Source organism: Nitrosospira briensis C-128 (genome assembly GCF_000619905.2).
In the GTDB taxonomy this organism is placed as follows: Bacteria; Pseudomonadota; Gammaproteobacteria; order Burkholderiales; family Nitrosomonadaceae; genus Nitrosospira; species Nitrosospira briensis.
This window is the reverse complement of sequence record NZ_CP012371.1, coordinates 1,128,186-1,141,081: the sequence shown is the minus strand read 5'-3', so window position 1 is coordinate 1,141,081 and position 12,896 is coordinate 1,128,186. Positions and strand designations below refer to the sequence as shown.

Sequence of the window (12,896 nt, the reverse complement as noted above, 5' to 3'; positions counted from 1 at the left end):
CAGACTACTTGCTAAACCGAATGATGCTTGGCCGCGACAGTACGCATCAGGTTGAACGCGAGGAGTTTTCCCAGCCGTTCGTTGCCCACCGGCCCCCTGCCGATCCGCTGGAGCATGTCGAAATCCGGTGCTTTGTTAATTGCGATCATGCATGGTCCGTTGTCAAGCAGGGCGACGTCCCAGCCGATCAGCACCTGGTCAGAGAACGCGCTGCCATGGGCATATCGGACCAGATCGATCAGCTCGGGCCAGTATGGAAGCTTGCGATGCAGAATCTGCGCGCCATTTTCGTAATACTGCTCATACCATCCATCCACGGTAGACCCCCAGGCCCCACAGGTGGCCCTCCCCAACTCGCCGGTATGAATATCCACATTGGCCGCGATTCCCCCTGTATGAAAATTGTCGACAACGGCGGTGCTATTTTGCGCCATGCGAAAAACCGCATTGGTAACTTCGAATTCGCCTCGCTCATTACGGCAACTCATCACCCGGATCGTTGCAAGGGTGCCATTGCCGAGGTCGGCAATCTCCCTGTGATTCACGAGACGTGGCTGCACCAGGAAAGCTCTTCGTTGTGATGCCTGGCGCAAGCATTCAAGCACCTCGTTCGCGGTAGCATTTTTACCGTCGTTGCGTCGATATTGCCCCGAACCCAGATAATCCCAGCGCGTGGCATTTTTTCCGTTCTGACCCTGCAACGGCTTCACGAAGAGATCGATCTCCGGGAGGCCCGGTCCGCTCCAATCAATTGCCGTAATCTTTCCCTTTGCGACGCTCAGAAGGGCAGGCGCAGTGGCAATACCAAATTCACGGCAGCGGGACATGAAGCGTAATTTGTCTTTGATGTACGCCGTGCTGCGCTCCGCCGGGACGGGAAGGCCACCATTGTAGTCGCGCAGGAGGCGATATAGCCCGCTTTTCATCTCAAAACGGTTCACGTATTCGGAGGCGTGTTGTCGCTTATCATCGTCATGCAGTTCGAAAATATAGTACCAGGGAGGCAAAATCGCGCACCGGAGCGCGAGTCCGATCTGCTCGCGGGCTTGGCGGGTTATCCCTTTCCCGGTCCTCTGCTTTATTGCCTGCCCGTTTAGCGCGGTAAAGACTGTTGCCAGCACCGCGATCACCAATGGCACAAACGGTAGCGCCGCACAAATTACGATACGTTCGCGGAGCCTGATCTCGTGCCAAATCTCGTGCTGGAAGCATCGGTGGACAAAAGTTGCTGCCGAGTTATCGTCAGGCAAGCGGGAAAACGTCCACATCGCACCGCTCAATTCCCGCGTGATCCTGTCAAAGCCCCAGCCGCTTACAATCTTCGTCATGGCAATCCAAAATTATCCTAAATCCGGTAGTTGGACGGGGTGAAGTGTACGGTTTTTGGGGTGCAGGGCAAGGCGCAACGACGCGGAATGGTTGTTCCATTCCAAGGAGTTGCAACGCAGCCATGTGCCCCAAAAACTGTGCAATTCACCCCGTAGCGCCCTCACCCGGAAGGTGAGCGTCAAATAACATGAAATATTGTTATTAATCATAATACTGATCTATTAAATGAGCGGTCAACTACCGGATTTAGGATTATAGCTACAATATAGTGATTATAAATCAATAACCTGCGTCTGACGTCCTATCGAGAAAGTATTTGGTGCTTGAGTAAAGAGTCGGGGCTTAAGTTGAGGATTCCCGCTGTTTTCCCCGGTCTGTCCGAGGAGGAGCAGAGCAGTATGCAGCCGCCGAGGTAATCGTGATGGTTCGGGACCTCCGGGATCTTCTTTCGTTGGGTCGGGCCGGCAGGACTGTCTTGGCGAGTCCTGTCGGCCGTTGCTCGCTTAAACCAAGGCCTCGCCGGTCAGCCTCTCCAGAATGCGAAGCGATGAACGCGACGGATCATTCATCGCCTCCACCGGCAGGTAGAACGTCTGATCGAAGCTGTGCTGGCCCGACACCGCGCCGTGCAGCACCAAGTCGGTGATCGCGATCCAACTTGAGCCGGGCGGGAATTCCATGAACTTATGCGGTGCTGTCTGTTGGTATTCCTTGTCGCCCATACCAAGGGCGCGAAGCGCCGCAATGTACTGATCGTATTTGGTCTTGGTTCCGTCGACGATGCCGAGGCGGGCCAGAATAGAAGAAATAAAACCCGGCTCCTTGAGGCGCACTGAAGGCAGGAAGCGACGCACGAAGGGCTCGAACGGTTCCCCGAGTTGCCAGATACGCGGTCGAGTGGTGGGATGGATGTTGGAGAAAATGCGCAACATGCCGCGCCCCTGGGTGGGGTACCCGTAGCTCGAGTCGATGTGCAGGGCCTGGATGTTGCTGCGCTGAAAAGGCCGATAGGTGACCCGTTTGCGGTCCAGCGTTCCCTGGTAGCTGGGGAACAATTGGCCGATCACACTCTCGGTCCACTTGCCGTAGCGCGCCATGGCCGCCTCGAGATCAGGACGCGCCGTATCTCTGACCTTGGCGCGCATCATCTTGCCACGCACGCGCGCATAATGATATTTCTTGATATGGCCGCGCGCCGGATCGAAGATGATCGTGGGCCGGCCATCCTGAACGTCGGGCTCCCGGGTCAGGATCTTCGCCGTGTCAGAGATCAGCTCCCGCTCTTGCTCAGTAAGCTCGAAACCGCTTTTGGGCAGGTAGATGACGCCTCCCCCTTCCAACGTCTCAATGGCTGTGCGTCGCATCTCCGGCGTCGATAGATCGGCTCCGGGCTCGATCGTCAGCATCTTCACGGTTTCAGCTTCGCATACGGAAACATGTTCTTCATTTACCATGGCATGGCATCCCCTCGATGTGTAAGAGCGTAATAGTCTGGCAGCAAATTAATAACACTGCATCATCCATTTTCTGTTTTTTAGTACCGGTAGCAGCAAATTGGCGGCACGTCTGACTGGCCCCGGAACCACGGCCGGACAGAAGTGGAAAATTCGACTCCATAGGTATACGGGATAAGCCACGATTCCTCGCAATCAGAGTGGGGTGCGCCTCAGTATAGTGAGGTCGCAATTTTGCGCTTGGTATTCCCTAAAGACAATAGCCACTGTACATTGAAGCGCTCCTGTCTCAAGTGTCCACTGAAGCTTTTCACATGGCGCCGCCGGTCGGCTTGCCGGAGGCGGCTGAAGTCGAGTTCAACGCTGGTCCAATCCGGACCCCATACCAGACCCATATCAGACCTGTAGGAGGTCTGGGTTTCAAGTCGGCGACACACAATGCGTCGGGCTGAGCCTGAACTAATACGGATTAACCACGCTTGGGTGCTATAAATGTATCGTCTTCCCCGCATCAATAACTGCAATTATTACCCTATGCGCTATATTGAATTCACCGATCTTCGTTGATGTGTTTCTATCGCAGTCAACAGGGTCAACCGCAATCAAACGCATTGGCGCGATCCAGCGATGAAGAGTCCCGAAAATTCCAGGCATGTAAACCGGCAACTGGAGCGGCGCCAGTTTATCGGTTATGCGCTGGCTGCGGGAATCACCATTGCAGTTCGGCCAATGTGCGCCCAGGCGATCACAATCGATACCGGCAACAACGCCGCCGAAGCCGGAAGCTTATCGATAGATAGTGAACAAACCACCGGCGGCCAGCATCCACAGTCCCTTCACCCGATTACCTTGTTTCTCTGTGGCGATGTCATGACGGGAAGGGGTATCGACCAGGTATTGCCACATCCCGGTGACCCCATCCTCTTTGAGGGTTACATGAAAAGCGCGAGGGGATATGTGGAGCTTGCCGAAGAAGCAAACGGACCGATTCCGAAGCCCGTCGATTTTTCCTATATCTGGGGCGATGCGCTTTCCGAACTGGAGCGAAGAAAGCCCGATGTGCGCATTATCAATCTGGAAACCGCGGTCACCCGCAGTAATGACGTGGAAAACAAGGCAGTCAATTATCGGATGAATCCCGACAATATCCTCTGTATCACGGCGGCGAATATCGATTGTTGCGCTCTCGCGAACAATCATGTTCTGGACTGGGGATACCCGGGACTTGCGGAAACGCTGAAAACGTTAAAGGATGCGCATATCAAAATTGCGGGAGCCGGGCGCAATATTCAGGAGGCGCAGGCTCCCGCTGTGATAACCATTCCTGAGAAGGGGAGGGTACTGGTCTTCTCATTTGGATCAGAAACCAGCGGCATACCCTGGAGCTGGGCTGCTGCACCGGACAGACCAGGAGTGAACATGTTGCCCGACTTTTCCGCTGCAACGGTTCAAGGCATTCACGACAATATCGGAAAAGCGAGATTGGCGGGCGATATCGTGATCGCGTCGATTCATTGGGGCGGTAATTGGGGCTATCAGATCCCGCACGGTCAACAGGAATTTGCTCATCAGCTAATCGATGACGCGGATGTTGACATCGTCCATGGCCACTCCTCTCACCATGTGAAAGGGATCGAGGTTTATAAAGGAAAACTGATTCTTTACGGCTGCGGCGACTTCCTGAACGATTATGAAGGTATTTCAGGGCACGAAGCTTATCGGAGCGATCTGGCCCTGATGTATTTTGTACGCGCGGATCCCTCTACCGGCAAGCTGGTCAGCTTATTCATGACGCCCATGCAGGTCAAGCGCTTCAGGTTAAACCATGCGGTTGAGAATGATGCCCTGTGGTTAAGGGATATCCTGAATAGGGAAGGCAAAAAATTCGGAACTTCGGTCGAGCTCCAGGCAGGCAATATATTGGCCCTGAGATGGGCATCGTCGCACTAGCCGAAACCGGTGGTTCAAGGGTGACTCAAGGGTGGCTTAAGGTTGCCCAGCGCCCGGTAGATTGAGGAATTCGCGCCGTGTCTTCGGCCCGTAGGTCAGGAAATGCGGCTCGGGATGTTCCATATAAGCCAACCGCTCGCGGGCAATACGGTCGCGTTGGGTATATTTCTTCACTTCGTCCGGGCTGATCGAGTAAACCTTTGCCGCGTTTAGTCCGAAAATCCTGGCACGTAGCTGCGGAGTCATTTCAGGATAGCCATACCTCGCGCGCAATTCCGGGGCGATCTGGAACGCGCGGAATGCCTGAATCTGATCCTGCGGAGAGCCATACCAGATGGAGTCCGTACCCCAGAGTACGTTATTCTCGCCGCAGTACTTCAAGAGCTTGCCCAGCGTATGCGCTGCTGCTTCAGGATCGCGCATCAGGTAGCGCCACGTGCTGCCAAGCTCCGCATAAACGTTGCTATTTGGCGATACTCCGTTCTCGATGAGCGAGCGGATCAGTGTATCGATGCCGTCGTCAGCGCCCCTGCCCTCGAAGGCGCGTTCGGGGACAGTAGTAACAAAGCCGGAGTGATAGACCAGGAAGGAAACGTCGGGGAAGCGCTTGGCGACGACGCCGATATCACTGCATTGGCTGTGCTCATAGGATTGTTTACCGAAGGGCAAACCCTTGTGTACGCAGATGACCTTGACGCCGAGTTTACGTGCTTTTTCGATGAAACGCGTACCGATGTCATCCGATAGAAAATAGCCCTTTCCGCCGGGCCCGAACTGGGTATAAGTCTTCCAGGCAGACACGCCCCAGCGCTCCTTCAATTCGTCCATCGCTTCAAGGTCATGTTCCTGGTTAGGGTTGACACGTCCATGGATCAACAGCCGATGCATACCTTCCATCCGGTCGACGATCCTGCGCACCGCGTCCGCCCCCTGGATGGTAAGCGGCTCGGCGTCGGGTTTCGATGGTACAAAGGAGAGCACCATCATATCGGTATCGGAATCGAGGAATACGTCCTTGATAAACTCATCAGGCCCCAGGCAACGCAGGTAGCTGTGCGAGCCAGGCTCCGACGCGAGTGCGCAGCCTGTTTTTGGCATCTGGCTCAGGGGTTTTACGCCGGGCGCGAGTTTCTGCAACCAGGCACCGTTCGGGTCCACAAAGTGGCCCTGCACGTCGAAGATGAATTCGCCCTTGCCCCCGATTCGCGCCTGTGCGAGTTCGGGATCGAGCGCAGCTTCGATTGGCAGATCGAAAAAACCGCCTGCCTTGCCTGCTGCGGCGTTCGCCGCGTTGAAGGCGAGCAAGGTGGAGGCCGCCCCGCAAGCGGAGATTAGAAAATTTCTTCGAGAAACAGACAAACGCTTTGAATTCTTATTCGCCGCTTCATGTGCGAGGCGGTTCGCAGCCTGATTCACAGGGGATAATGGTACCGGCTCAAACTCCCCGTTGGATGTCGGGTCGAGCTTGATAGGGAGCCGGGCGCCGTCTGGATCAACGAGTGGTTTAGCCGAGTTCATGTTGGCTGGTCCTTTCAAAAAAATAAATGCGGAGCGCAGAAGAGCTCGCCGCCGAGAAAGTCGTGTGCGTTATCCAATTTCACCCTTGAACTCGCACACCCAATCCTGCCAGATTTGATCTTGAATGAGGTGTTCCACTCGCAACCGAAATGCAAGCTCTGCTTGAAAATTAGGCAAGGAGACGCTATCGACAGATTAATACATAGAAATCGATTTGGCAAAGCGCGTATTTGAGATCATTGTTTTACCTACTGATGCGGCGGACTTGCGCAGACAGTATCAAGCAGGCCAAGGTGAAATGTCTGCGTTTATAGCGTCTTCCGCGGGTGTTGTTATCAGAATGCGTCGCCTACATTCAGCGACCGTGGAACGGTGGGTATGGCCGGTATGAGTGCCATGCTTTCGGGGAATGTCCTTGAAGCAGCCACGGAAGGGATTATAAGAATTACCGCCCTGCTGAGCGCCGATACTCGCTATTCATGGTGCAGTATTGCATATTGCATACCGGTGGCATTTTGATGTTCGCTGGCTCGGGTAATGATGAACTTTTCACGACCGGGCTGCGCAGCGCGGTATGGGATCATGATTTTTGCCGTTTGCATGACAATATCCTGAGCGAGCGAAATAGCGTGCTACCGGGATGGTCTATGTTGTTTCTGGTCAACAAACGGGGGGTGCCGGTGAGTGCAATTGACAGGGAGCGGAAAACCTGCCACGGAAATAAAACAGCACATTGACATGCACGTTACCAGCAAAGATAACCCTGCGCCAAGGAAGAAGAAGCCGAGTGACTGACTCCAAAGATGCGTGATTCAATCAGGATTGAAATTAATTGAAGGAAACAAAAAAGCGGCATAGCCGCTTTTTTGTTTCCTGATAAGGTCCCCGCAGATGCCGTCAACCCATTTATCTTGAACCTTAGGGTCCAAGGCGGTCACTAGCCGGATGCATCAGGCGCTTCCCCGAAAGGACTCGCACAACAGCATCACTATGGTTTGCAACCAGTTCTTAAAAAGTTGGTTCAAAGAATATAGGGCTAAACAAACACCGCAGGGAACAACTTTGGTCCATTTTTGCCTGCATTTAATATCTGACTGGCTGGCCGAAATGAAGAATTTGTTCGGGCTGGCTTGAATTTGTAATCCGGTTAAAACAACTTGTCCTGTTCCGGCATCACCGCATCAAGCGCTGCCTGCATGTGATCGATTCTACGCTTAAATTCTTCCATGTCAAAGCCTCCCCTGTTCCTCGTGGTGAGCAACTCATGAGTAATGTTGAGCGCCGCCATGATAGCGACGCGCTCCGACCCGACCACTTTGCCGCTATCCCTGATTTCGCGCATCTTCTTGTCGAGATAGGCCACTGCTTGCAGTAGTTCCTCGCGCTCTTCGTCGGGGCAGGCAACGCGGAATTCCCGCCCCATGATGGTTACATCCAGGGTTCTGCCGGTCTTCATTCTTCGCTTTCCGGAATCTGCATCAGGATGGCCTCGAGGCGAGTGGTTGCGACACCTATTTTTTCGGCCAAACGCTTGTTTTCACTGATAGCGCCAGCCAAGTCCTGGCGGAGTTGGATATTTTCCAACCGCAATTGATGACATAAATGCACGAATTGATCAATTTTCTCTTCGAGGGACTTCAGTTCCGATTCCATCAAGTCACTATAGTTTGGAAATCCCTGTCGAGTCAACTCCCTGTTGAGTCAACTGCTAACGTGATTTTTTAAATGTAGTTTCAAGTAATCCACGACAGTCGGTCACGATCCGTCGGGCACTCGCAGCGATAAATTCGACAGTGGAAGCCTAACCATCAGTTTACGCCCGAAACTGATGGTTCTGGTAGAATGCCGGCCACGTTTGAGGTGCTCTGGCCGCTTTGCGCGGTCGAGTTAAACGGGAACCAGGTCAAGCAACCTCTGAATATAAATCCTCCGGTAGGACTTATTCAGCGGTTTCTTGAATGCCTGGGCTGCCCCCGCAACGGTAAGCAGGTGTGGGCGTATCGAATAAGAAGCTCTGAACAAGAAGTGTTCCGTAAAACGCTGGGTTGGCAATTGCGTTGCCAACCCAGCTGCCAGACCCGGGGATTTTTTCAGAGAACTCTTGATGCCACTGTGAATGCTCCAATTCATGGGAAGGCGATACGTCAAATCCTGCGAGCCCGGATACCGGCCTTGAACGCATATGGAAATATCGCGTGGGGCGGTATCCTGATCGATATCTGTTCGCTCAAAAGCCTCCGCGGTATTTTCTTGTTCTCGCCCGGATGTTTCATAAATTCGCTTGATGATTGCGCAGGATTTTGTTTTGTAGGGAGATTTTGTGAAAGAGTGGCGTAGTTATTCATACGCCCGACTGAACGAAATTTTCATACGAAACAAAAGACCAGCAAGGGCGCGCGTCAATTTATGAAACATCCGGGCTCGATACATGGTGGATACGATTCCTCCAATTACAAGCTGATACCATGGGTCTATTCCACAAGCTGCTCTTGCCGTTTTTTGTCATGTCTGTGTCTTCATGGGCAATCGCCGAATCCAACGATCCGGCGACACTTCCCCTTGAAGAGGTCGTTGTTTCCGCCACGCGCTTTAATCAGCGTGTCGAGAAGTTGCCGATAGGCGTTTCGGTAATTCACGCGGAGCAAATCAAAAATAGTGCTGCTTCGACTTTGCCGGAGTTGCTGCAACAACTGGCTGGCATCCATACCCGTAATGTCGATGGCAGCCCGGACCCACAGATCGATATGCGCGGATTCGGCATTACGGGCAACCAGAACACGCTGGTTTTGCTCGATGGCCAGCGAATGAATGAAAACGAACTGGTGGGTATCCGCTGGTCCACGGTTCCGCTTGATTCAATCGAGCGCATCGAAGTGCTGCGGAGCAGCGGCGCCGTCACCTATGGGGCTGGCGCCACGGGTGGCGTAATCAATATCGTCACACGCGCTGCCGCGCCTGGTCGTGTGTCAGGCACCGGCGGCGTTTCAATTGGCAGCTATAGCGCAACGGAATTCAATGGAACGCTAAACGCCGCAGGCAAGAACCTTGGGTTGGCGCTCACCGGTAACGCGCTGCAAACGGATAACTATCGCGTCAACAATGCACTGCGTCAGTTGAACCTGCAAGGAGATCTACGCTATAAGTTTACCGGTGGGAGGGCATTGCTGAAGTTCGGCCTGGATGATCAAAAATTGGAATTACCGGGCACTCGCACCGAAGCACAACTGAAAACAGACCGAAAAGGGACCTCGACACCGCGCGATTTCAGCACGCGCGAGGGCTCGTTTGTTACGCTCCGGGGAGAACGTACTACTGGATTTGGCGAGCTTGCCGCGGATCTTTCCTTTCGCGATGTCCATCGTACGGCATTGTTTGACGATTACAATCTCGACGGCTTCAACGCCAAAACGTTCGTCAATTCAAAATCCGACCAGTGGCTGTTCAATCCGAGGACGAAGCTGCCGTTTCAGGCTTTGGGAATGAATCACGAACTGATACTGGGCGCGAACCTGGAATGGTGGGATTATCGTGCCGAACGCCTTACCGGATCGGAAACCATACCGGGCTCCACATCCGCCACCACACCTCAGACCGATGTCGTGGCGACTCAGCAGAACCGCGCAGTTTATCTGCAACACACCTCTACTTTACCCAAAGGTACGGTCATTACGCTGGGAGGGCGGTTGCAATGGGTGGACAATAAGGCCAATGATCGTTTTAATCCCTCGGCTCATGCTCGCGGTCAACAGAGCCGCACCGTTCATGCCTATGACGTTGGGGTGCGCCAGCCTCTGGGGTCTGCATTTTCGTTCTACGGCAAGTTTGGCCGCAGTTTCCGCATACCCACGGTAGACGAAAACTTCAATCAGTTCGGTGGGCCGGCATTCGATTCCATCATCAAGATACTTGAGCCTCAAACCGCTCATACCGGAGAAATCGGACTGGATTATCAGCAAGGGCCGGTACGGGCCCGCACCTCGCTTTATCAGATCAATCTCAACAATGAAATCAACTTCATCAACATAGACCCGTTTCGGTTCTTTGCTAACACGAACCTCCCCCCTACCCGGCGGCAGGGCTTCGAACTGGAGGGATCCTGGGCCGTTAATAGCGCAATCGATGTATCCGGCAGCTACACTTATAGTGATGCACGTTTTCGTCAGGGGAATTTTGGCGGCGTCGATGTTTCAGGAAACATCATTCCGTTGGTGCCGCGCCATAAGGTTTCAGCGGGCGGTACCATTCGGCTTGCACCGACAACGCGCTTCGCTGCGACGATGAACTATGTTGGGGAACAGGTATTCGATAACGATCAGGCCAATACAGCCACGCGTCGCATGCCGGATTACGTCACCGTGGATCTCAAGTTTACTCACCAGCTAAGAAAGCTGTTGCTGAGCATGGCAGTAAACAATTTATTCGACGAAAAATATTTTTCATATGCGATTCGCAACGCGCCGGGCACGAGCTTCAATGCGCTACCGGCTCGCGAGCGTAATGTCTGGTTCACCGTAAAATATCAGTTCGACTGAGATTATTCGTAACCCGGATGTTTAATAAATTTGCGTGATGATTGCGCAGAATTTTGTTTTGTAGGGAGATTTTGTGAAAGAGTGGCGTAGTTATTCATACGCCCGACTGAACGAAATTTTCATACGAAACAAAAGACCAGCGAGGGCGCGCGTCAATTTATGAAACATCCGGGGTAATAACGTTCCGCGAAGCATCTTATCGCGCATGGAAGCAGATGACATAATACGGCTTTGCCAGAACGCCTGGTAGTGCACTGTCTCCCGATTCTGCTTGCGCATGCAAAACACGCAAATCCCCACCCGCCGTCAACTATATCTGCGCCTGATAAGGTATATCGCGCCCTATTGGGACGCGGTCATACTGGGATTGATCAGCATGATTGCGATGGCTGCAACTGCGCCTATGCTGGTCGCATTGGTGCAGCCGATGCTGGACGGCGCTATTGCCGGCAAGAACCTGGAATTGATGCAGCTCGTTCTGCTGGGAATCATCAGCCTGTTTGCGGTTCGGGGAGTGGCCGGCCATATCGGCGCCTATGCGGTCAACTGGCTGGGGAGCAAACTGGTGCTGGACTTGCAGGTGGAGATGTTCGCTAAATTATTGACCCTGCCTGCTGCCTATTGCGCCAGCCACGAGAGCGGTAGCCTTGTTTCCGGAATCACATCCGATACCGAGCAGGTCGCCCGTGTTTTTACCGATGTCATGACGGTGATGGTCAAGGACTTGCTTGTGATTCTCGGACTGCTGGGATGGATGCTTTATCTCGACTGGCCGCTTGCCTTGCTGACGTTATTGATGGCCACCGCAATGCCGCTGATCATGCGGCTCATCACGGCGCGACTGCAAAAAATGGCAATGGAAACCCAACAAACAATGATAAATCTCAACCAGGTGCTGGGGGATGCCATCGAGAACTACCAGGTGGTCAAGCTTCACGGTGGTGAGCAGTATGAAATCCAGCGCATGAGGAAACAGGCCGAGGAAGCGCATCGCTTCGCTAAAAGACGGATGGCCATGGCCTCTCTCCGTGTACCGTTGATACAGATAGCCGCTGCAGGTGCGCTGGCGGTTATTGTTTATGTTACGGCTCAGCAAGCGTTTGCCGATGAGATGACGGCAGGCAGCTTTGCTTCTTTCGTGGCAGCCATGCTGATGCTGATTTCTCCGGTAAAACGTGTTGCCGGCCTGAAGGAGATTCTGCGGCATGGACTAGGAGCAGCCGAGAGCGTATTTTCGCTGCTTGACCAGGAGCCTGAACCGGACACGGGAACAATTATCGTCGAGCGTGCGCGCGGCGAATTGCGATTCGAGCAGGTCCGTTTCTACCACGATCAGGAAAAGAGCCTTGAAGCCGGTTCCAAAGCAAGTCCAGAACCAGGTGGCCAGCAGGGTACCGGAGCATGTTCGACGCTGCCGGGCATCACGTTGACCATACAACCGGGCGAAATGGTGGCGTTAGTAGGTTTTTCGGGAAGCACCGCTGTGCTCGCGAATCTGGTGCCGCGTTTCATTAATCCCGCATCGGGAAAAATCCTGCTTGATGGCCATGATCTAAGGAGCCTTGAATTGGCCAGCCTGCGCGCCAATATTGCGCTGGTATCATCGAAGACAACACTCTTCAATGACACGATAGCAGCCAATATCGCTTATGGCGCACTGGGCCGCGCAACAGAAGCAACGATCACTGCTGCAGCACAAGCCGCGCACGCAACGGAGTTCATCCGGAAAATGCCCCAGGGATTGCAAACCCTCATAGGAGAACACGGTGTAAACCTTACGGGTGGACAGCGGCTACGTATCGCCATTGCGCGAGCACTGATTAAAAATTCGCCTATCCTGATTCTGGATGAAGCAGCCGAAACATTGGACATCGAATCTGGGCATCATGTCCAGGCAGCGTTGGATGCCGTCGTGCAGGAGCGTACCACGCTTGTTATAGCCGATCGTTTAGCCACCGTGGAGAAAGCGGATCGCGTCATCCTGCTGGGTAAAGGCGGAGCCGTTGAGATCGGCAGCCACCGGGAATTACTCGCAAGAGGTGGGGCTTACGCCAAGCTCGTCCAGACCTTGTGTGTGCAAAAAGATGTGGCTGCCAGGCAACTCTGAGTCGTC

Annotated in this window: 9 protein-coding genes, 1 other RNA gene and 1 riboswitch; of the genes, 3 read left to right on the top strand and 7 right to left on the bottom strand. The window is 53.6% G+C overall.

Going from position 1 to position 12,896, the window contains the following annotated elements; all coding sequences use genetic code 11:
• Nucleotides 1-11: 11 nt before the first annotated feature.
• Together F822_RS05160 and F822_RS05155 are read right to left on the bottom strand one after the other, a co-directional pair.
• The gene (locus tag F822_RS05160; protein ID WP_025040366.1) at nucleotides 12-1,328 is read right to left on the bottom strand and encodes a sugar-transfer associated ATP-grasp domain-containing protein; all 1,317 of its coding nucleotides are present in this window, start codon (nucleotides 1,326-1,328) and stop codon (nucleotides 12-14) included.
• A 504-nt stretch (nucleotides 1,329-1,832) separates the two neighbouring features.
• The gene (locus F822_RS05155) at nucleotides 1,833-2,783 is read right to left on the bottom strand and encodes a Kdo hydroxylase family protein (protein ID WP_025040365.1); all 951 of its coding nucleotides are present in this window, start codon (nucleotides 2,781-2,783) and stop codon (nucleotides 1,833-1,835) included.
• Nucleotides 2,784-3,410: 627 nt separating this feature from the next.
• Here F822_RS05155 and F822_RS05150 point away from each other — a divergent pair.
• Nucleotides 3,411-4,733, top strand: coding sequence for a CapA family protein (locus F822_RS05150; protein WP_025040364.1), 1,323 nt, complete (start codon nucleotides 3,411-3,413; stop codon nucleotides 4,731-4,733).
• Between the two features lie 36 nt (nucleotides 4,734-4,769).
• Here the strand turns inward: F822_RS05150 and F822_RS05145 are convergent, their stop codons facing one another.
• The 5 genes from F822_RS05145 to F822_RS05130 form a co-directional block, all read right to left on the bottom strand.
• The gene (locus tag F822_RS05145) at nucleotides 4,770-6,251 is read right to left on the bottom strand and encodes an amidohydrolase family protein (RefSeq protein WP_025040363.1); all 1,482 of its coding nucleotides are present in this window, start codon (nucleotides 6,249-6,251) and stop codon (nucleotides 4,770-4,772) included.
• Nucleotides 6,252-6,724: 473 nt separating this feature from the next.
• On the bottom strand, nucleotides 6,725-6,853 hold the full coding sequence (locus F822_RS15865) for a hypothetical protein (protein ID WP_269430526.1): 129 nt from the start codon (nucleotides 6,851-6,853) through the stop codon (nucleotides 6,725-6,727).
• Between the two features lie 276 nt (nucleotides 6,854-7,129).
• Nucleotides 7,130-7,310: non-coding RNA, 6S RNA (gene ssrS / locus F822_RS14820), on the bottom strand.
• Nucleotides 7,311-7,398: 88 nt separating this feature from the next.
• Nucleotides 7,399-7,707, bottom strand: coding sequence for a cell division protein ZapA (locus F822_RS05135; protein WP_025040362.1), 309 nt, complete (start codon nucleotides 7,705-7,707; stop codon nucleotides 7,399-7,401).
• Nucleotides 7,704-7,904, bottom strand: a complete 201-nt coding sequence (locus F822_RS05130) for a hypothetical protein (RefSeq protein WP_025040361.1) — start codon at nucleotides 7,902-7,904, stop codon at nucleotides 7,704-7,706. Before F822_RS05130 ends, F822_RS05135 begins: the two co-directional genes overlap by 4 nt.
• A 188-nt stretch (nucleotides 7,905-8,092) precedes the next feature.
• A riboswitch (cobalamin riboswitch) is annotated at nucleotides 8,093-8,440 on the top strand.
• Between the two features lie 276 nt (nucleotides 8,441-8,716).
• Between F822_RS05130 and F822_RS05120 the strand changes: the two genes are divergently transcribed.
• Together F822_RS05120 and F822_RS05110 are read left to right on the top strand one after the other, a co-directional pair.
• A complete protein-coding gene (locus tag F822_RS05120) occupies nucleotides 8,717-10,783 on the top strand; it encodes a TonB-dependent receptor (protein ID WP_025040359.1) in 2,067 nt (688 codons plus the stop codon).
• A gap of 277 nt (nucleotides 10,784-11,060) precedes the next feature.
• Nucleotides 11,061-12,890, top strand: a complete 1,830-nt coding sequence (locus F822_RS05110; RefSeq protein ID WP_025040357.1) for an ABC transporter transmembrane domain-containing protein — start codon at nucleotides 11,061-11,063, stop codon at nucleotides 12,888-12,890.
• Nucleotides 12,891-12,896 lie beyond the last annotated feature (6 nt).

Bases quoted from the DNA above. Each gene is read 5' to 3' on its own strand.
- F822_RS05160 (WP_025040366.1), bottom strand. From the start codon at position 1,328: ATGACGAAGATTGTAAGCGGCTGGGGCTTTGACAGGATCACGCGGGAA.
- F822_RS05155 (WP_025040365.1), bottom strand. From the start codon at position 2,783: ATGGTAAATGAAGAACATGTTTCCGTATGCGAAGCTGAAACCGTGAAG.
- F822_RS05150 (WP_025040364.1), top strand. From the start codon at position 3,411: ATGAAGAGTCCCGAAAATTCCAGGCATGTAAACCGGCAACTGGAGCGG.
- F822_RS05145 (WP_025040363.1), bottom strand. From the start codon at position 6,251: ATGAACTCGGCTAAACCACTCGTTGATCCAGACGGCGCCCGGCTCCCT.
- F822_RS15865 (WP_269430526.1), bottom strand. From the start codon at position 6,853: ATGCAAACGGCAAAAATCATGATCCCATACCGCGCTGCGCAGCCCGGT.
- F822_RS05135 (WP_025040362.1), bottom strand. From the start codon at position 7,707: ATGAAGACCGGCAGAACCCTGGATGTAACCATCATGGGGCGGGAATTC.
- F822_RS05130 (WP_025040361.1), bottom strand. From the start codon at position 7,904: ATGGAATCGGAACTGAAGTCCCTCGAAGAGAAAATTGATCAATTCGTG.
- F822_RS05120 (WP_025040359.1), top strand. From the start codon at position 8,717: ATGGGTCTATTCCACAAGCTGCTCTTGCCGTTTTTTGTCATGTCTGTG.
- F822_RS05110 (WP_025040357.1), top strand. From the start codon at position 11,061: ATGCAAAACACGCAAATCCCCACCCGCCGTCAACTATATCTGCGCCTG.